The organism is Pseudomonas sp. GW823-FHT02C02 (genome assembly GCF_058797635.1).
On record NZ_JBXAJV010000007.1, the window covers coordinates 231,794 to 250,836 of the forward strand.

A 19,043-nucleotide genomic window follows, 5' to 3' on the forward strand; every position below is an offset into this window, starting at 1 on the left:
CTGCTGTTGCTCATGGCGTGCTCCAAACCGGGGTGTGTAAAAGCCCCGGAGTATAAAACAGCCTCAAAGCGCCCAGGCGACTTTCAAACCTTCGTAGATGGCTTCTTCGGCAGTGCGCGGGGCGAGGCAGTCGCCGATGCGGCGAAATTCCACCAGGCCTTGCAGTTCGGCGCCGAGGGTATCGACGGGTTGATGGCCCTGACAGAGCACCAGTGTGTCGATGTTTTCGAAGAGCATCGGTTCGCCGCTGGCGGTGTGTTGCAGGTAGACGGTGTTGTCGTCGCAGCCGTAGAGGCGGGCGTAGGGGGTGATCGGGATGCCGAGTTTGTGCAGTTCGCCGGCCAGTTGATCGCGCACGTACAGCGGCAGGTTTTCCCCGCAATGGGTACCGTTGACGGCGAGTTGCACCTGGTGTCCGGCGCGTACCAGACGTTCGGCGATGCCGGGGCCGATCCAGTCGGCGCGCCAATCGACGACCACCACGGAGCGACCGATTTGCACCTCCTCGCGCAGCACTTGCCAGGCGTCTACGACCTGCAATTCGCCGCCTCGCTCGAAGTCCGGCCAATACGGTTCGGCGCCGGTAGCAACGATCACCATGTCCGGCCGCTCGCGTTCGACCAGCGCCCGGTCCACGCGGGTATTGCGCACAACGCGCACCCCGGCCAGTTCCATTTCGCGTTGCAGGTTGGTGCTGGCGCCGCCGAATTCGGCACGCCGGGGCAGCAGTTGCGCCAGCAAGACCTGGCCGCCGAGTTGCGAGCTGGCTTCGTAGAGTGTCACGTCATGGCCGCGCTGGGCGGCCACGGCGGCGGCTTTCATCCCGGCCGGTCCGCCGCCGGCGATCATGATGCGTTTGCGTTGGGCCGCTGGTTGTCGCTGGCCGAAGATCAATTCACGCCCGGTTTCCGGGTGCTGGATGCAGGAAATCGGCAGGCCTTTGTGGAAGTGGCCGATGCAGGCCTGGTTGCAGGCGATGCAGGCGCGCACGTCTTCGACATGGCCAGTGTCGGTTTTGTTGGGCATTTGCGGGTCGCAGATCAGGGCGCGGGTCATGCCGCAGACGTCGGCTTGGCCGCGGGCCAGAATCAGCTCGGCTTCTTGCGGTTGGTTGATGCGCCCGGTGACGAACAGTGGAATCGACAACCCGGCCTTGAACGTTCCGGCTTCCTTGGCCAGGTACGCGGCTTCGATCGCCATCGGCGGCACGATGTGCACGGCGCCGCCTAAAGACGCCGAGGTGCCGGCGACGATGTGCACGTAGTCCAGAATCGGTTGCAGGGATTGCACGGCGGCCAAGGATTCGTCCTCGGTCAGCCCTTCGGGATCGCGTTCATCGGCGGAAATGCGCAGGCCGACGATGAAGTGTTCATCGGTGTTGGCGCGCACCGCCGCGATCACTTCCCGCAGGAAACGCAGGCGCTGTTCCAGCTCGCCGTTATAGCCATCGGTGCGACGGTTGACCCTGGGGTTGAGGAATTGCGCCGGCAGGTAGCCATGGCTGGCGACCACTTCCACACCGTCGATTCCGGCCTGGTACAGACGTCGGGCAGCGGCACCGTAACCGGCGACGATCTCGTCGATCATCGCTTGATCCAGCGCACGCGGCATCACCCGGAAACGCTCGTTGGGCACCGCTGACGGCGAGTAGGCGACGGCCAGCAAGCCATCGCTGGACTCCATGATTTCCCGACCTGGATGGAAGATCTGCGACAGCACCACGGTGCCGTGCGCATGGCAACGTTCAGCGATCGTCCGATAGCCCTCGATGCAAGCGTCGTCAGTGGCCATCAGCACATGGGAGGTGTACCGCGCGCTGTCATGCACCCCGGCCACTTGCAACACGATCAGCCCGACGCCACCTTCGGCCCGAGCGGTGTGGTAAGCGATCAGTTGCTCGTTGACCAGGTTGTTGGTGGGCATCGAGGTGTCGTGACCGCTGGACATGATGCGGTTTTTCAGGCGTTTGCCACGCAGCTGCAAGGGTTCGAACAGGTGTGCAAAAGCGGGGGACGAGGTCGGCATGGGACGGTTACTCCAGGCAGGCTGCAGCCGAAAGGCCGGCTTTTCGGTGTTGTTATTATTTGCCTATAGAAATTTACCTGTAGTAAAAAATCAACTTGTTTTTTTACTGTGCCTCGCAGTAGATTCGTTTGGCGCCCGCACCTGGGGCGAACCTCACAACAATAAAAAAGGGTCACGTCGACGTTGAGTCGAGTGGCACCGGCAAGAGGAACCACTGATGAAATCGAATACGCTCAAGCACGGTTTTTATCCCTTGATGCTGTCCTTGGCCGTCAGCCTTGGCAGCGCTCAGGCAGCACCGGACATGGTGGTGGTGGGTTACGGCGGCGCCGGCCAGAAAGCCCAGGATGTGGCGTTCTTCCAGCCGTTCAGCATTGCGGATCGCAGCAAGCTGATTCAAAGCGAATACAACGGTGAGATGGCCCGGATCAAAGTGATGGTCGACACCGGCAACGCCGATTGGGACGTGGTGCAGATAGAAGGCCCCGACCTGATGCGCGGTTGCGATGAAGGAATGTATGAAAAACTCGACTGGAAAACCCTCGGTCGCGTCGAACAATTGATTCCCGACGCCGCGCAGCCGTGCGGCTCGGCAGCGCTGGTGTGGAGCGTGGCGATTGCCTACGACACGCAGAAGCTGGCGCAGGCTCCGACGTCGTGGGCCGACTTCTGGGATGTGCAGAAAACCCCCGGCAAACGCGGGCTGCGCAAGCGTGCTGTGTATAACCTGGAGTTCGCGTTGCTGGCCGACGGCGTGAAAGTCGAAGACGTTTATTCAGTGTTGAACACGCCGCAAGGTGTCGACCGGGCCTTCGCCAAGCTCACCGAGCTCAAACCCTACATCCAGTGGTGGGAAGCCGGCGCGCAACCGGCGCAATGGCTGACGGCCGGGGATGTGGTGATGACCTCGACGTACAGCGGACGTGTGGCCGCTGCCGCGCAAAACGGCAGTCACCTGGGGCTGGTGTGGCCGGGCAGTCTGTATGGCATGGATTATTGGGCGATCATCAAAGGCTCGAAACATGTCGATCAGGCCAAGCGCTTTATCGCGTTCGCCAATCAGCCGGACGCGCAGGTCAAGTATGTCGAGCAGATCCCTTACGGCCCGACCAATACGCAAGCGGCAGCCAGACTCGACGGCAAACTCGCGCAATGGGTACCCACGGCGCCGCAAAACCTGAAAGGCGCGCTGTCGATGGACGTGGCGTTCTGGGTCGATCACGGCGAAGAACTCGAAGAGCGTTTTAATGCCTGGGCCAGCAAATAGCCGCTGGCGGCTGGACGTTTCACCGCGTCCGGCCTTACTGTTTTGCGCAGTCGATCACCCTGGAGAACCGCAACAATGAACGAGATCGCCCACCCGCTGCGCAGCACGACGGAACAGCATCTGCGCGAGGAGCTGGCCGCCTGTTATCGATTGATCGCGCACTTTCGCATGACCGATCTGATCTTTACCCACATCTCGGTGCGACTGCCGGGGCCTGAGCATCACTTCCTGATCAATCCATACGGGCTGATGTTCGATGAGATCACCGCGTCGAATCTGGTGAAGATCGGCCTTGATGGCCGGGCCGTGGAGCCGTCGCCGTATCCTGTGAATCCGGCAGGTTTTGTGATTCACAGCGCCATCCATGGTGCCCGTGACGATGCGCAGTGCGTGCTGCACACCCACACCCGATCCGGCTGCGCGGTCGCGGCGTTGAAGTGCGGGTTGTTGCCGGTGAATCAGATCTCCATGGAGTTCTACGGGCGGGTGGCCTATCACGACTATGAAGGCGTGGCGCTGGACATGAGCGAGCAGCAGCGTCTGGTGCAGGACCTTGGCGACAAGCCGGTGCTGATGTTGCGTAATCACGGTTTGTTGACCGTTGGCCAGACCGTGGGGCAGGCCTTCTTGCGCATGTACTACCTGGAAAAAGCCTGTGAAATCCAGCTCGCTGCGCAAGCTGCCGGTGAGTTGGTCTTGCCGCCGAGCGAGGTGTGCGAACACACCGAACGTCAGTTCAATGATCCTGGCCGGCCGCTGGACGAAGGGGAGTTGAGCGACCCGGATGCCATGCAGTTGGCCTGGGCCGCGCTGTTGCGATTGCTTGAGCGGGTGGCGCCGGGTTATCGCGACTGACTGGAGACTTGCCACGCTCTTGCTGTACAGTCGTTCAGCCCGCGGCTTTCACCGCCGCGCCCTAATGATTGATCCACGGAGAGTGTCGCGCATGAGTCAGGAAGCCCGTTTTTCCCGCATGGAGCCGGAGTTGCGCAAGGCCAACCTGATCGAAGCCACGCTGGTTTGCCTCAAGCGCCACGGCTTTCAGGGCGCATCGATCCGCAAGATTTCCGCCGAGGCCGGCGTCTCGGTCGGGTTGATCAGCCATCATTATTCCGGCAAGGACGAATTGGTGGCCGAGGCCTACCGGGCGATTACTGGCAGGGTCATGGGGTTGCTGCGCGACGCCATGGAACACGCGGCACCCAGCGCTCGGGAACGCTTGTCGGCGTTTTTTCGCGGCTCGTTTTCAGCCGAATTGCTCGACCCGCAATTGATTGATGCCTGGCTGGCATTCTGGGGGGCTGTACGCACGGCGGAATCAATCAACCTCGCGCACGAGCATTCCTACGGCGAGTATCGCGGCATCTTGCGTAAAGTCCTGACCGAATTGGCGCAGGAGGAGGGCTGGGAACACTTCGATGCCGACCTGGCCGCCATCAGCCTTAGCGCGTTGCTTGATGGTTTGTGGCTGGAGTCGGGACTCAACCCGGGCACCTTTACCCCGGAGCAAGGCATTCAGATTTGCGAAGCCTGGGTCGACGGCTTGCAGGCCGGCGGTCGTCAACGGTTTTGCGTTCAGACGACGGGCTGTTGATCGGTCGTTCAGCTGCCGATACTCTCTGGCGCCAAGGCAACAAAACACTCTAATAAGAAACACGCCTTCGGGCATACGCGGGACACCTAGCGATGACTCCTCGGGTACTGATCGTCGATGACGATCCGCTGATTCGCGAACTGCTGCATGCCTACCTGTCCCAGGAAGGTTATGACGTGCATTGCGCCGCCACCGCGGAGCTGGCCGAAACCTTTCTGGCGAGCCAGACGGTGGATCTGGTGATGCTCGATATCCGCTTGCCGGGCAAGGACGGGCTGACCCTGACCCGGGAGCTGCGGGTCCGTTCGGAAGTCGGGATCATTCTGATCACCGGGCGCAACGATGAAATCGATCGCATCGTCGGCCTCGAATGCGGCGCCGACGACTACGTGATCAAACCCCTCAACCCACGCGAGCTGGTGTCCCGGGCGAAAAACCTGATACGCCGGGTTCGCCACGCGCAGGCGCCCCAGCCGGTGGCGGCCATTGCAAAACCGGTCAAGCAATTCGCCGACTGGGCGCTGGACACCGATCGCCGACGGCTGATCGACGCCACTGGCAGCGAAACCCTGCTGACCCACGGCGAATACCAGCTGCTCAGCGTGTTCCTGCGCAACAGCGGCCACACGTTGAGCCGCGATCAGTTGATGGACCAGATCCGCAACCGCGAGTGGGTGCCCAATGATCGTTCCATCGACGTGTTGGTCGGACGTTTGCGGCGCAAGTTGCACGACGACCCGGCCGAGCCGCAGTTGATCATTACCATCCACGGTGCCGGTTACCTGTTCACCGCCAGCGTAGCGGCCTGACTCTTATGTGGCGGCTGTTTGCGCTGCTGCTGGGGGTGGTCGCCCACAGCACAATGGCGGCGGAAAAGATTCGCTATTGCGACTATCCGGTCTACCCGCCGATCTCCTGGAGTGACGGCAAGCAGGTGCGCGGCCTGGCCCCGAGCGTGGTGAAAAACCTCTTCGAGAAACTCGGCTATGAAGTCGACATCATCGTGCTCGGCAACTGGAAGCGCTGCCTGCTCGACGCCGCTGAAGGCCGGGTCGATGTGGTGTTGGCCTACAACACCGCACAACGTGAGCAGAGCATGATGTTTTCCACGGTGCCGGTGTTGCGTGAAGAGGTCGCACTGTTCATCAACCGCCAGCGTCCGGTGAAATTCGAGCGTCTGGAGGACCTGGCCCATTACCGTGGCGGGCTGCTGTTCGGTGAAAGTTATGGCGTGGAATTCGACCGCTTGGTCGCCCAGCACCAAAACATCGAGTGGGTCTCCGACAGCCGCCAGAACTTCGGAAAACTGATTCGCGGGCGCATCGACTTCATCACCTCGGAGCGACGCACCGGCGAGCTATACGTCGAGAACCTGCCGGGCGCACAAGACATCGTCGCCTTGCCGACCTCCTTGAGCGTTGACTACCTGCGGATTGCGGTATCACGCCGTTCACCACTGGCCAGCCGCATGCCGGACATCGATGCGCAACTCAAACGCATGGTCGATGCCGGGGAGGTCGAGCGTTTGCTCGACGAAAGCGAAGTCACGTACCGTGACATGATCAACCTGCCGGCGAATTCGAAATGATCGGCGCACGGCCCGGGGGGCTGTTGCGGCGTCTGCTGTTGTTCATTCTGTTGTTCAGCCTGTGCTTCACCGTCCTGGCGAGCACCGTGCAGTTGTACTTCGAATACCGCCGCGAGATGCGCGAGATCGATTCGCGCATGGAGCTGATTCGCGCCGGGTATCTGGCCAGTCTGGAGCGCAGTCTCTGGGACTTGAACCAGGAACAATTGAATGTGCAGTTACGCGGCCTGGTGGATTTTTCCGACGTGGCACGGGTGCATCTGATCAGCCCTGATTTCGATCTGCTGCATGGCAACGCGGAGCCGGTCGGGCCGTTGCGCATTGAGCGTTTTCAATTGGACTATCAACCGCCGTCCGGGCCGTTGCGGCATCTGGGCCAGTTGGAGGTCAGCACCGATCTGGGCGCCGTGCACCAGCGTTTGTATGCCACCGGTTTGACCAGCCTGTTATGGATGAGCGTGTTCTTATGCGGGCTGGCGGTGGCGCTGTCGGGGCTGTTTTACCGCTTGGTCACGCGGCACCTGCAAGTCATGGCCGAATTCGCCCGGCGCGTTGCCGCCGGTGACTGGCACGACCCCTTGCAGCTGGACAAGCGCCGTGGCGCCGACGAGGACGAAATCGACACCGTGGCCCATGCGCTGGACGACATGCGCCGGGCAATCCTCAGTGACATTGACCGCCGGGAAACCGATCGACTGGCCCTGCAAGACAACCGCGATGAACTGCTGCGAAGGGTCGAGCGCCGCACCGCCAGCCTGATGCGTGCCAAGGATGAAGCCGAAGCGGCCAACCTTGCGAAATCACGGTTCCTGGCGACCATGAGCCACGAACTGCGCACGCCGCTCAACGGCATCCTTGGCATGGCCGAATTGCTGCGTGACGCCCACTTGGATGAGCGCAACGGCAAACGTCTGGATGCGTTGTACAAGGCGGGCGAAGGGTTGTTGTCGATTCTCAATGAAGTGCTGTATTTCGCTCGATTGGAGGAGGGCGTCAGCCACCCGGAACCGGTCGACTTTTCCCTCCGGCGGTTGCTCGACGAGGTGCTGACGCTGCTTGAACCGCGCGCGCTGAGCAACGACACGACGCTGCACTGCCGGATGGATCCGCAAGTCGCTGGTCGCCACCGCGGCGCCGAACAATTCTTGCGTCAGGTATTGAGCAACTTGCTGGCCAACGCGATCAAGTTCACCGAAGGTGGAGAGGTCAGAGTCGAGGTCGTGCTGCTCGCTCCCTACCCGCAACAGACCGGGCAACGGCTGCGCCTGAGCGTGACGGACAACGGCATCGGCATTGCGCCGGCGGTGCAGGATAAGATTTTCGAGCGCTTCACGCAGGCCAGCGAGGAGGTGGCGCAACGCTTCGGCGGAACCGGTCTCGGATTGGCCATTTGCAAACATCTGGTGGAGCAGTTGGGCGGGCAGATCGGTGTTGAAAGCCAGGTCGGGCAGGGCAGCTGTTTCTGGTTTGAAGTGACGTTGCAACCGTCGACCGACACCACCGAGGTGGCGTCAAGCAGCGAACCCGGCAGGTCGCTGAAGATTCTGGTGGTCGAGGACGTGGCGCTGAACCGTGAAGTGGTCAGCGGCTTGCTGCAACGGGACGGGCATCAGGTCTGGCTCGCCGAAGACGGCGAGCAGGCGCTGATGCAATGCGCCGGGCAGACGTTCGATTTGATCCTGCTCGACGTGCACCTGCCGGGCATCAGTGGCGTCGAGTTGTGCACATTGATTCGCGGCACCGAAGGCCCGAACCGCCGATGCCGAATCTTCGCCCTGACCGCCAGTGTGCAACCGGCGCTGGTGCGCGGTTATCTGGATGCCGGGATGGACGGCATTCTCGCCAAACCTCTGAAACTCGACAATCTGCGTCAGGCCCTGGCCGGGCATTCACCAATACCCACGCCGCAGCCTGTTGACGAGGCAATGGATTGGCCGCTGCTGGACACCCACCGCACCTTGCTCGGTGAACAGAAACTCCAGGGATTGCTGGCGGTGTTGCGCGATTCGATCAGCCTGCATCGCGAAGCGCTCACGGAAGCGATCGAGGCCGACGATTGCACCGAAGTCGCTCACCTGGCGCATCGCCTGGCCGGCAGCAGCGATTCATTGGGCTTTCGTGCATTGGCCACTGTGCTGCGCGCGCTGGAAGAGGCTGCGCTGGTCAACGACGAATCAAGGTTGCGGATATTGGCACCGCAGGTTCACGCGCACTTGCAGCATTCGCAACAGACGCTGACCGACCTGCTGCACCCCTGACATACAAGTTCGTTACGACTTTTTACAACTTCGAGCGTTAAGGTCAACGGGAGCTTACATGGCCTTCCAATAATCGAGATAACCGCCACAGCGCGGTCTTCGAAGCTTATTGGAGATAATAATAATGAACCGCCGTAAAGCTGATCCCTCCTCGCGCCACGCGCACCTTGCTGATGGGGTGCGGACATGAGCGAATCTATCGAACGTAATGGCATTCACCTGACCCGCGCTTTAAAAAGCCGACACATTTTCATGTTGTCCCTGGGGGGCGTGATCGGCACGGGGTTGTTTATGGGCTCCGGAGTGACGATCAATCAGGGCGGGCCGGTGGGGGCGATTCTCGCTTACCTGGTCGCCGGTTTCCTGATGTACCTGGTGATGGTGTGCCTGGGCGAATTGTCCGTGCAAATGCCGGTGTCCGGCTCGTTTCAAACCCACGCGACCAAGTTCATCGGGCCGGCCACCGGCTTCATGATCGGCTGGGTGTACTGGATGAGTTGGGCGACCACCGTGGGCCTGGAGTTCACGGCGGCAGGCATGCTGATGGAACGCTGGTTTCCAACCATTCCGATCTGGTACTGGTCGGCGCTGTTCGTGGTGGTGCTGTTCGGCCTGAATGCGTTGGCCACACGCGCTTTTGGTGAAGCGGAATACTGGTTTTCCGGGATCAAGGTCGCGGCGATCCTCGGGTTTATTGTGGTCGGCGTGCTGGTGATTTTCGGCGCGATCCCACTGACCAGCGGCGCACCGGCACCGATGATGACCAACCTGATCGGCGACTCGCTGTTCCCCAACGGTTTGTCGGCGGTGTTCGCAGTGATGATGACTGTGGTCTACGCCTTCCAGGGCTGCGAGATCATGGGCGTGGCCGCCGGCGAAACCGATCAGCCGGAAAAAAGCATCCCGCGTGCCGTGCGCAACGTGGTGTTTCGCGTGTTGATTTTCTATGTGCTGGCGATCGTGGTGCTGTCGGCAATCGTGCCGTGGCAGCAGGCCGGGTTGATGGAAAGTCCGTTCGTTCAAGTGTTCGACATGGTCGGCATTCCTTATGCGGCTGACTTGATGAACTTTGTGATTCTTACGGCGATTCTGTCGGTGGGTAACTCGGGCCTGTATGCCTCTACGCGCATTCTGTGGGCGATGTCCAAGACCGGCATGGCGCCGAAAAGCCTGTCGCCGTTGAGCAAGCGCGGCGTGCCGTTGCGGGCGCTGAGCATCACCTTGTGCTTCGCGCTGGTGTCGTTGATGACCAGCTTCGTCGCGGCGGACACGCTGTTCATGGTGTTGATGGCGGTGAGCGGCATGTCGGGCACGGTGACCTGGATCGTGATCGCGCTGGCGCAGTACAAATTCCGCAAGGCTTACCTGCGCGATGGCGGCAAGCTCAGCGACTTGAAATACCGCGCGCCGTGGTTCCCGCTGTTGCCGCTGACTTGCATTGCGTTGTGCTGTTCGCTGTTCGTGTTCCTGGCATTGGATGAAACGCAGCGCCCTTCGCTGTATTGGGGCTTCGGGTTTATCGCGGTGTGCTACGCCGCGTACTTCCTGACTCAACGCAAGCGCCAGGCGGTGCTGGCACCGAGCTTGCCGACGGCGTAGCGGTACACGCCAAGACAAAACCCTATGGGAGCAAGCCGTGGCGAGAGGATCAATCCCCTCGCCACGGCTTGCTCCCATCGTTGTTTTTGGTGGGTTACGCGCTGTAGGCAGTTGTTCAAAGTTGTAACAGCGCAGTCGTCGCATGGCTGGATGTCAGAACTTAAACCAATAAAATCAATTACTTACTAAGTAATCGCGGCTGTTACAGCCCGTTCTTCAGCCAATTGCCGTCTTACTGAACACTCGTTTAGTATGGCCCTAAGTCGCACCACCTCACGCCAAACACAATAATTCGAGGATTCGCATGACTACTCACATTTCTCTGCTGTGCCAAGTAAAAGCCGGCGTGGCCTGGATCACCCTCGATCGCCCCGATCAGCGTAATGCGCTGGACATTCCGACCCTGAAAAACCTGCACGCCGTGCTCGATGAGTTCAACGCCGATCCCTCCGTTCGGGTCGTGGTGCTGACCGGCAGCGGCCGCAGTTTCTGTTCCGGCGCGGATCTCGCCGAGTGGGCCGATGCCGAAGCCCGTGGCGCCCTCGAAAGCTACGGCTGGACCGAAACCGCCCATGCATTGATGAGCCGTTTGTACAGCCTGGAAAAACCGACCATCGCCGCCATCAACGGCACCGCCGTCGGCGCCGGGATGGACCTGACGCTGTGCTGCGACCTGCGCATCGCCGCGCAATCGGCGCGCTTCAAGGCCGGCTACACCAGCATGGCTTACTCGCCCGACGCCGGTGCCAGCTGGCATCTGCCGCGCCTGATCGGCACCGAACAAGCCAAGCGCCTGCTGTTCCTCGACGAGTTGTGGGGCGCCGACCGTGCCTTGGCCGCCGGTCTCGTCGGCGAAGTCTGCGCCGATGAACAACTGCACGACGTGACCACCGAATTGGCCACGCGCCTGGCCAACGGTCCGACATTCGCTTTCGCCCAGACCAAAAAACTCATGCGCGAAGGCGCCCAGCGCAGCCTGCCGGAGCAACTGCAAGCCGAGCTCGCCGCCGGCCTGCTTTGCGGTCGCAGCAAAGACGGCGCCGAAGCCTTGCGCGCCGCCATCGAAAAACGCCCGGCACACTTCAGCGGCCAATAGGCCCGATGACTGGCCTCGTACACCTACTCAGCACATGAACAACAGGTAGCCCCATGAATTTCCAACTGACCCAAGAACAAGACATGTTGGTGGACGCGGTACGCAGCTTTGTCGCCAAGGAACTGCTGCCTCATGAGGAAGCGGTCGACCGCGCCGACGAAGTCTCCCCGGAGCTGGCGGCACAGATCCGTGGCAAGGCGATTGCGGCAGGTTTCTATGCCTTCAACATGCCCGAAGAAGTGGGCGGTGGCGGCCTCGATTACCTGTCCCAGGCGCTGATCGAGCGTGAACTGTCCAAGGTTTCGTGGGCGCTGCATGTGTTTGTCGCGCGGCCGTCGAAAATCCTCATGGCCTGCACCGGCGAGCAGATCAACGACTACCTGCTGCCGTGCATCCAGGGCGAGAAAATCGATTGCTTCGCGCTGACCGAGCCGGGTGCCGGTTCCGACGCCAACGCGATCAAGACCCGTGCCGTGCGCGACGGCGATGACTTCATTCTCAACGGCAGCAAGCACTTCATCAGCCACGCCGGTCATGCCGATTTCGCCATCGTTTTCGCGGTCACCGACACCTACGAACACAACGGCAAACAGCGCAACGCCGTGACGTCGTTCCTGGTCGACCGCGACACGCCGGGCATGACCATTCGCCGGGGTCCCAAGTGCGTGAGCAACCGCGGTTATCACACCTTTGAAATGTTCTTCGACGACTGCCGCGTTCCCGCCAATAAAGTGCTGGGGGAAGTGGGCAAGGGCTGGGACGTGGCCAACGCCTGGCTCACGGCCGGACGGGTGATGGTCGCCGCCAACTGCGTCGGCCAGGCGCAACGCGCGCTCGACGTGTCGCTGCAATGGGCCGCCGACCGCAAGCAGTTCGGCCAGCCGATCGGCACCTACCAGGGCATCTCGTTCAAGCTCGCCGACATGGTCACGCAGATCCGCGCCGCCGAACTGCTGACCTTGCACACCGCCTGGAAAATGGACCAGGGCACCATGACCGACGGCGAGGCCGGCATGGCCAAGTTGTTTGCCAGTGAAGTGCTCGGCAAGGTCGCCGATGAGGCGGTGCAGATTTTTGGCGGCATGGGCCTGATGGACGAATGCCCGGTGGAACGCATCTGGCGCAACGCGCGGATCGAGCGCGTCTGGGAAGGCACCTCGGAGATCCAGCGCCACATCATTTCCCGCGAATTGCTGCGGCCACTGTTGCGCTGACCGGTCGGGAGAATGGCTATGTCGCAAACGATTCGTGACAACCTCAAACGCATGCTCGCACCGCGCCACCTGGCGTTTATCGGTGGCCGCAGCATGGCCCGCGCGCTCAAGCGCTGCGCCGACGGCGGTTACCTTGGCGAGATGTGGCTGGTCAATCCGCAGCACGACAGCCTTGAAGGCGTGCCGTGTGTGCGCCGTATTGCCGATCTGCCGTGCGGCCCGGACGCGGTGTTCATCGCGACCAACCGCGAGCTGACCCTGACCTGCGTTGCCGAACTGGCCGCCAAGGGCGCAGGCGGGGCAATCTGCTACGCCTCCGGGTTCGCCGAAACCGGTGCCGAGGGCCAGGCCTTGCAGCAACAATTGCTCAAAGCCGCCGGCCACATGGCCTTGCTTGGCCCCAACTGTTACGGCCTGCTCGACTATTTGCACAGCTCCGCGCTGTGGCCGGTGGCCCATGGCGGAAAACCGGTGGAGAAGGGCGTCGCCGTCCTGACCCAAAGCGGTAACTTTGCCTACAACCTGTCCATGAGTGACCGCTCGCTACCAGTGGCCTACATGGCGTCGGTCGGCAATCAGGCGCAACTGGGCATCGCCGAATTGATGGACGTGTTGCTCGATGAGCCGCGCGTTACCGCCATCGGCTTGCACCTCGAAGGCCTGAAAAACGTCCCGGGTTTCGCCCGCGCGGCCCACAAGGCATTGGAGAAGGGCATTCCGATCATCGCCTTGAAAACCGGCGTGTCGCAGATCGGTGCCGAGCTGGCGCTGAGTCACACAAGCTCGCTGTCCGGTTCCGATGCGCTGTACGACAGTCTGTTTGCGCGCCTCGGCGTGATCCGCGTCAGCGGCCCGGTGAGTTTCGTCGAAACCTTGAAAGCGGCGGCGTGCGGCAAGTTGCCGGCGGGCAACAGCCTGATCGCACTGGCCTGTTCGGGAGGCGATGCCGGGCTGATTGCCGACTACGCCGAGCGCAACGAGCTGAGCTTGCCCAAACTCGACGAAGGTCAGCGCGATGAGCTGGCGCAAGTGCTGCCGAGCTACGCCAATCTGGTCAATCCGCTGGATTTCACCACGGCGATCTGGGGCGACGGCGAAGCCTTGAACCACATGCTCGACAGCGCCCTGCGCACCGAAGCCGATGCGGCGATGCTGGTGCTCGATTACCCGGCGCAATTTACCGGCGAACGCAAGGAATGCGACCTGCTGCTGGAGCTGTTCTGTGCTGCGCTGATCCGCCACGGCAAGACCGGTTTTGTCACATCGGCTTTCCCGGAATTGCTGCCGGCCCACGCTCGCGAACGTCTGCATACCCAAGGCGTGGCGGCGTTGCAAGGCGTCGAAGACGGGCTGGCCGCGTGGGGTCGGATTGCTGGCTATCAACGCAACCGTCAGGCGCTGCTGGCGCTCGGTGAATCAGTGCTGGTGCCGCACTGCCCTCAGGCGCTGGAAGGCGAAGGTCGCTTGCTCAATGAATGGGATTCGAAAAAAGCGTTGCGCGCCTTCGGCCTGCAGACGCCCAACGGCGTGTTGAGCTCACCGGACGAGGCGTTGAGCGACGCCAACGCGCTGGGTTATCCGTTGGTATTGAAAGCGGTCAGCTCCCAACTGCCGCACAAAACCGAAGCCGGCGCCGTGGCGTTGAACCTCAAGGACGGCGCCGCTCTGAACGCTGCCCTGGAAAAAATGCGCGCCAGCCTCGTCGATTACGCGCCGCACGTGCCGTTCGATCAGGTGCTGCTGGAGCCCATGGCCAAGCCGCCATTGGCCGAGCTGATCGTCGGCATCAAACGCGAAAACGACTTCGGCCTGGCCCTGGTCATCGGCGCGGGCGGAATTCTGGTGGAGTTGCTCAAGGACAGTCGCAGCCTGTTGCTGCCCACCACCGATGGCGCCATTCGCCAAGCGTTATTGAGCCTGCGCAGCGCGGCGTTGCTGCAGGGTTTTCGCGGTCGCGACGCGGCGGATCTGGACGCGCTGGTGGCGGCGATTCGAGCGGTGGCCGATTACGCCTGCGAGAACGCCGGGCAGTTACTGGAACTTGATGTGAACCCATTGTTGGTCGGTGCCGATGGCACGACTGCGGTCGATGCGTTGATTCGCCTCGGCCACGAGTGAGGACTTGAATATGCAAAGCACAACATTGACCGGCGGCCAGGCCCTGGTCCGCCTGCTGGCCAACTACGGCGTCGACACCGTGTTCGGCATCCCCGGCGTACACACGCTGGAGTTGTACCGTGGCCTGCCCGGCAGCGGCATTCGCCATGTGCTGACGCGCCATGAGCAAGGCGCCAGTTTCATGGCCGACGGCTACGCCCGAGTCAGCGGAAAACCGGGTGTGTGCTTCATCATCACCGGGCCGGGCGTGACCAATGCCGCGACCGGCATCGGCCAGGCCTATGCCGACTCGATTCCGATGCTGGTGATATCCAGCGTCAACCACACCGCCAGCCTCGGCAAAGGCTGGGGGTGCCTGCACGAAACCCAGGACCAGCGCGCAATTACCGCGCCGATCACGGCGTTTTCGGCGGTAGCCCTTAGCGCCGAAGACCTGCCCGAATTGATCGCCCGTGCCTACGCGGTGTTTGACAGTGAGCGTCCGCGCCCGGTGCACATTTCCGTGCCGCTCGACGTGCTGTCGGCAAAGGTCAGCCGCGACTGGAGCAATGAAGTGGTGCGTCGCCCGAGCCGTGGCGTACCGGCCGCTACGGCGCTGGATCAGGCCGTGGCCAAACTGCAAAGCGCCAAACGGCCGATGATCATCGCCGGCGGTGGCGCATTGAATGCGCAGCAGCAAGTGCATGAACTCAGCACCCGACTCGCCGCGCCTCTGTTTACCAGCGTGGCCGGCAAAGGCCTGTTGCCGCCGGATGCACCCCTCAATGCCGGCTCGACCCTGTGCGTCGAGCCGGGCTGGCAACTCATCGCCGAGGCGGACGTGGTGCTGGCCGTTGGCACCGAAATGGCCGACACCGATTTCTGGCGCGAGCGTCTGCCGCTGAATGCCGAGCTGCTGCGCGTGGACATCGACCCGCGCAAGTTCAACGATTTCTACCCGTGCGCGGTGGCGCTGCAAGGCGATGCGCAACACACCCTCGCCGCGTTGCTGGAACGTCTGTCGCCCGCCAACCGCGATGCCAGTGCAGCGATCGCGTCCGTCGCAGCGCTGCGTGAAGCGGTGCAAAACAGCCACGGTCCCTTGCAGTCGATCCATCAAGCGATACTCGAACGTATCGCTGCGGAGCTGCCGGACGATGCCTTCATCAGCACCGACATGACCCAACTGGCCTACACCGGCAACTACGCCTTCAACAGCCTGACACCACGCAGCTGGTTGCATCCGACCGGCTACGGCACGCTGGGTTATGGCTTGCCGGCGGGCATCGGCGCCAAGTTCGGCGCGCCGCAGCGGCCGGGTCTGGTGCTGGTTGGCGACGGCGGTTTTCTCTACACCGCGCAGGAACTGGCCACCGCCGTCGAAGAGCTGGACAGCCCGCTGGTGGTGTTGCTCTGGAACAACGACGCGCTGGGACAGATCCGCGACGACATGATCGGGCTGGATATCGAGCCGATTGGCGTGCTGCCGCGCAACCCGGACTTTGCCGCCCTTGCCCGTGCGTTCGGTTGCACGGTGAGCGAGCCGCAAAGCCTGGCCGAGTTGCAAACCGACTTGCGCCACGGCTTCAAGCGCAACGGCGTGACCCTGATCGAACTCAAGCACGCGTGCGCGCAGTGACTCCAATTTTGTAAAAAGGATACCGCCATGCGCTTTTCCGATCTGACTCAACGCATCGCCGGTGACGGCGCTGCCGCCTGGGACATTCACTACCGCGCTTTGGCGCTGAAAGAGCAGGGCGAAGACATTCTGCTGCTGTCAGTCGGCGACCCGGATTTCGACACCCCGGTGCCGATTGTGCAGGCGGCCATCGACAGCCTGTTGTCCGGCAACACCCACTACGCCGACGTGCGTGGCAAACGCGCACTGCGTGAAAGCATCGCCCGGCATTACGCCAAACGCAGTGGCCAGCACGTTTCGGCGGAGCAGGTCACCGTGCTCGCCGGGGCGCAATGCGCGTTGTTCTGCGTGGCGCAGTGCGTACTGAATCCGGGCGACGAAGTGCTCGTCGCCGAGCCGATGTACGTCACTTATGAAGCCGTGTTCGGTGCCTGCGGTGCGGTGGTGATTCCGGTGCCGGTGCGTTCCGAAAACGGGTTTCGGGTGTTGCCCGAAGACGTCGCCACCCGCATCACGCCGCGTACCCGGGCGCTGGCACTGAACAGTCCACACAACCCGTCCGGCGCCAGTTTGTCGCGCAGCACCTGGCAGGCGCTTGCAGATTTATGCATCACCCACGACCTGTGGCTGATTTCCGATGAGGTCTACAGCGAGTTGCTGTTCGACGGCGAACACATCAGTCCGGCGAGTTTGCCGGGCATGGCCGAGCGCACCGCGACACTCAACAGCCTGTCGAAATCCCACGCCATGACCGGCTGGCGCATCGGCTGGTCAATCGCGCCACCGGCGCTGGCCGAGCACCTGGAAAACCTCGCGCTGTGCATGCTCTACGGTTTGCCGGACTTCGTGCAGGACGCCGCCGTCGTCGCGCTGGAAAGCAATCTGCCGGAACTGGACACGATGCGCGAAGCCTATCGCCAACGCCGCGATCTGGTCTGCGAATGCCTGGCTGACTGCCCCGGCGTGCGGGCCTTGAAACCCGATGGCGGAATGTTCGTGATGGTCGATATCCGCGACACCGGGCTCAGCGCCCAAGCGTTTGCCGACCGCTTGCTCGACCGTCATGGCGTGTCGGTGCTGGCCGGTGAAGCCTTCGGTCCGAGCGCCGCCGGGCATATTCGCCTGGGACTGGTGCTGGGCGCAGAACCCTTGCGTGACGCCTGCCAGCGAATCACCCGTTGCGCCACTGAACTGATGGAAGCCCATGTCTATGCATAACCACAAGACGCTGTTTATCGATGGCCGCTGGCAGACCCCGTCGGGGCAGGGCATCGCCGAGGTCATCAATCCGGCCACTGAAGAGGTCGCAGGTTCGGTGCCGCTGGGCGATGAGCGCGATGTCGACAACGCGGTGGCTGCGGCGCGCCGGGCCTTCGGTCCATGGTCGCGGACGCCGTCGAGTGTTCGCGCCGGTTACCTGCGTGCCCTCGCCGACCAGTTAAGTGCCCGGGCCGATGAAATGGCAGCGGTCATCACCACCGAGTTGGGGATGCCGGTGCAATGGTGCCGTTCGGTGCAGGTCGACGGGCCCATCATCGGCCTGGAGCAATACGTCGAACTCGCCGGCTTGATGGATGAAGTGCGCGAGGTCGGTAATTCGCTGGTCATCCGCGAGGCGGTCGGTGTGTGCGCCTTCATCAACCCGTGGAACTACCCGCTGCATCAACTGATCGGCAAGCTCGCCCCGGCGCTGGCCGCCGGTTGCACCGTGGTGGTCAAGCCGAGTCAGGAAACGCCGTTGCATGCCTTTTTGCTGGCGCAGATGATCGAAGCGATCGGCTTGCCGGCCGGCGTATTCAACCTGGTCAGCGGACCGGGCTCGAAAGTCGGCGAAGCGCTGGCCAAGCACCCGGACGTGGACATGGTGTCGTTCACCGGCTCCACCGGTGCCGGGGTTCGCGTGGCGCAAGCGGCGGCGCCTTCGGTGAAGCGCGTGTGCCTGGAACTGGGCGGCAAGTCGCCGCTGTTGATTGCCGAGGATGCCGATCTGGCTGCCGCCGTGCGCTACGGCGTGCAGGACGTGATGATCAACTCGGGGCAGACCTGCACTGCGTTGACCCGAATGTTGCTGCCGGCCAGTCGTTACGCCGAGGCCGTGGAACTGGCGATTGCCGAAACCCAAAGCCTGCGCATGGGCGATCCGCTGGACCCGCAGAGTTTCCTCGGGCCGATGTGCTCGGCGGCGCAGCGTCGCACCGTGCATGACTACATTCAGGCCGGACAACAAGAAGGCGCGCGGCTGGTTTTCGGCGGCGAAACAGCGCAAGCGTTTGAACGCGGTTACTACGTCAGCCCAACGCTGTTCGCCGATGTCGATAACCGCATGCGCATCGCCCAGGAAGAAATCTTCGGGCCGGTGCTGTGCCTGATTCCCTACACCGATGAAGCGCAAGGGATTCAGATCGCCAACGATTCGCCGTTTGGCTTGTCCAGCGGTGTCTGGGCCGGCAGCACCGAACGCGCCTTGCAACTCGGGCGTCAGTTGCGTGCCGGGCAATGCTTTCTCAACGGCGCGGCGTTCAATTATCAGGCGCCGTTCGGCGGCTACAAACAGTCAGGCAATGGCCGGGAATGGGGAGAAGAAGGGCTCAATGAATTTGTGGAAGTGAAGGCGATCCAGGTGTGACCGTTGACGATTCAAACGATCAGCGCACGGTTATCGCCCA

14 protein-coding genes are annotated in these 19,043 nt (G+C 62.3%); 13 read left to right on the forward strand and 1 reads right to left on the reverse strand.

The features are described from left to right. Nucleotides 1-63 precede the first annotated feature (63 nt). The gene (locus tag AC1ROI_RS15040; protein ID WP_102594119.1) at nucleotides 64-2,025 is read right to left on the reverse strand and encodes an oxidoreductase; all 1,962 of its coding nucleotides are present in this window, start codon (nucleotides 2,023-2,025) and stop codon (nucleotides 64-66) included. A 217-nt stretch (nucleotides 2,026-2,242) separates the two neighbouring features. Here AC1ROI_RS15040 and AC1ROI_RS15045 point away from each other — a divergent pair, with 217 nt between their 5' ends. From AC1ROI_RS15045 to AC1ROI_RS15105, 13 genes are all read left to right on the forward strand, one after another. Further along, complete coding sequence (locus AC1ROI_RS15045; protein ID WP_077750049.1) at nucleotides 2,243-3,292, forward strand: ABC transporter substrate-binding protein; 1,050 nt, start codon at nucleotides 2,243-2,245, stop codon at nucleotides 3,290-3,292. A 75-nt stretch (nucleotides 3,293-3,367) separates the two neighbouring features. Beyond that, complete coding sequence (locus AC1ROI_RS15050) at nucleotides 3,368-4,147, forward strand: class II aldolase/adducin family protein (protein WP_083374819.1); 780 nt, start codon at nucleotides 3,368-3,370, stop codon at nucleotides 4,145-4,147. A 91-nt stretch (nucleotides 4,148-4,238) separates the two neighbouring features. After that, nucleotides 4,239-4,886, forward strand: a complete 648-nt coding sequence (locus AC1ROI_RS15055; RefSeq protein ID WP_010462200.1) for a TetR family transcriptional regulator C-terminal domain-containing protein — start codon at nucleotides 4,239-4,241, stop codon at nucleotides 4,884-4,886. A gap of 92 nt (nucleotides 4,887-4,978) precedes the next feature. After that, a complete protein-coding gene (locus AC1ROI_RS15060) occupies nucleotides 4,979-5,695 on the forward strand; it encodes a response regulator (protein ID WP_010462198.1) in 717 nt (238 codons plus the stop codon). A 5-nt stretch (nucleotides 5,696-5,700) separates the two neighbouring features. Next, nucleotides 5,701-6,474, forward strand: a complete 774-nt coding sequence (locus tag AC1ROI_RS15065; protein WP_010462196.1) for a substrate-binding periplasmic protein — start codon at nucleotides 5,701-5,703, stop codon at nucleotides 6,472-6,474. Continuing rightward, on the forward strand, nucleotides 6,471-8,732 hold the full coding sequence (locus tag AC1ROI_RS15070; protein WP_102594120.1) for an ATP-binding protein: 2,262 nt from the start codon (nucleotides 6,471-6,473) through the stop codon (nucleotides 8,730-8,732). Before AC1ROI_RS15065 ends, AC1ROI_RS15070 begins: the two co-directional genes overlap by 4 nt. A gap of 186 nt (nucleotides 8,733-8,918) precedes the next feature. Next, complete coding sequence (locus tag AC1ROI_RS15075) at nucleotides 8,919-10,331, forward strand: amino acid permease (protein ID WP_010462192.1); 1,413 nt, start codon at nucleotides 8,919-8,921, stop codon at nucleotides 10,329-10,331. 304 nt (nucleotides 10,332-10,635) lie between these two features. Further along, nucleotides 10,636-11,427, forward strand: a complete 792-nt coding sequence (locus tag AC1ROI_RS15080) for an enoyl-CoA hydratase/isomerase family protein (protein ID WP_077750041.1) — start codon at nucleotides 10,636-10,638, stop codon at nucleotides 11,425-11,427. Nucleotides 11,428-11,480: 53 nt separating this feature from the next. Beyond that, nucleotides 11,481-12,641: an acyl-CoA dehydrogenase family protein gene (locus AC1ROI_RS15085; protein WP_010462188.1), complete on the forward strand. Its 1,161-nt coding sequence runs from the start codon at nucleotides 11,481-11,483 to the stop codon at nucleotides 12,639-12,641. Between the two features lie 18 nt (nucleotides 12,642-12,659). Further along, the gene (locus AC1ROI_RS15090) at nucleotides 12,660-14,759 is read left to right on the forward strand and encodes an acetate--CoA ligase family protein (protein WP_077750039.1); all 2,100 of its coding nucleotides are present in this window, start codon (nucleotides 12,660-12,662) and stop codon (nucleotides 14,757-14,759) included. 10 nt (nucleotides 14,760-14,769) lie between these two features. Further along, nucleotides 14,770-16,377 (forward strand): 5-guanidino-2-oxopentanoate decarboxylase, encoded by a 1,608-nt coding sequence (locus tag AC1ROI_RS15095; protein WP_102594121.1) that lies wholly within the window; start codon nucleotides 14,770-14,772, stop codon nucleotides 16,375-16,377. Between the two features lie 27 nt (nucleotides 16,378-16,404). Further along, on the forward strand, nucleotides 16,405-17,595 hold the full coding sequence (locus AC1ROI_RS15100; protein WP_010462180.1) for a pyridoxal phosphate-dependent aminotransferase: 1,191 nt from the start codon (nucleotides 16,405-16,407) through the stop codon (nucleotides 17,593-17,595). After that, nucleotides 17,588-19,003: an aldehyde dehydrogenase family protein gene (locus AC1ROI_RS15105; protein WP_010462179.1), complete on the forward strand. Its 1,416-nt coding sequence runs from the start codon at nucleotides 17,588-17,590 to the stop codon at nucleotides 19,001-19,003. Before AC1ROI_RS15100 ends, AC1ROI_RS15105 begins: the two co-directional genes overlap by 8 nt. Nucleotides 19,004-19,043 lie beyond the last annotated feature (40 nt).

What these genes read in the sequence shown, in the direction of transcription:
- AC1ROI_RS15040 (WP_102594119.1), bottom strand. Translation starts at nt 2,025, where the DNA reads ATGCCGACCTCGTCCCCCGCTTTTGCACACCTGTTCGAACCCTTGCAG.
- AC1ROI_RS15045 (WP_077750049.1), top strand. Translation starts at nt 2,243, where the DNA reads ATGAAATCGAATACGCTCAAGCACGGTTTTTATCCCTTGATGCTGTCC.
- AC1ROI_RS15050 (WP_083374819.1), top strand. Translation starts at nt 3,368, where the DNA reads ATGAACGAGATCGCCCACCCGCTGCGCAGCACGACGGAACAGCATCTG.
- AC1ROI_RS15055 (WP_010462200.1), top strand. Translation starts at nt 4,239, where the DNA reads ATGAGTCAGGAAGCCCGTTTTTCCCGCATGGAGCCGGAGTTGCGCAAG.
- AC1ROI_RS15060 (WP_010462198.1), top strand. Translation starts at nt 4,979, where the DNA reads ATGACTCCTCGGGTACTGATCGTCGATGACGATCCGCTGATTCGCGAA.
- AC1ROI_RS15065 (WP_010462196.1), top strand. Translation starts at nt 5,701, where the DNA reads ATGTGGCGGCTGTTTGCGCTGCTGCTGGGGGTGGTCGCCCACAGCACA.
- AC1ROI_RS15070 (WP_102594120.1), top strand. Translation starts at nt 6,471, where the DNA reads ATGATCGGCGCACGGCCCGGGGGGCTGTTGCGGCGTCTGCTGTTGTTC.
- AC1ROI_RS15075 (WP_010462192.1), top strand. Translation starts at nt 8,919, where the DNA reads ATGAGCGAATCTATCGAACGTAATGGCATTCACCTGACCCGCGCTTTA.
- AC1ROI_RS15080 (WP_077750041.1), top strand. Translation starts at nt 10,636, where the DNA reads ATGACTACTCACATTTCTCTGCTGTGCCAAGTAAAAGCCGGCGTGGCC.
- AC1ROI_RS15085 (WP_010462188.1), top strand. Translation starts at nt 11,481, where the DNA reads ATGAATTTCCAACTGACCCAAGAACAAGACATGTTGGTGGACGCGGTA.
- AC1ROI_RS15090 (WP_077750039.1), top strand. Translation starts at nt 12,660, where the DNA reads ATGTCGCAAACGATTCGTGACAACCTCAAACGCATGCTCGCACCGCGC.
- AC1ROI_RS15095 (WP_102594121.1), top strand. Translation starts at nt 14,770, where the DNA reads ATGCAAAGCACAACATTGACCGGCGGCCAGGCCCTGGTCCGCCTGCTG.
- AC1ROI_RS15100 (WP_010462180.1), top strand. Translation starts at nt 16,405, where the DNA reads ATGCGCTTTTCCGATCTGACTCAACGCATCGCCGGTGACGGCGCTGCC.
- AC1ROI_RS15105 (WP_010462179.1), top strand. Translation starts at nt 17,588, where the DNA reads ATGCATAACCACAAGACGCTGTTTATCGATGGCCGCTGGCAGACCCCG.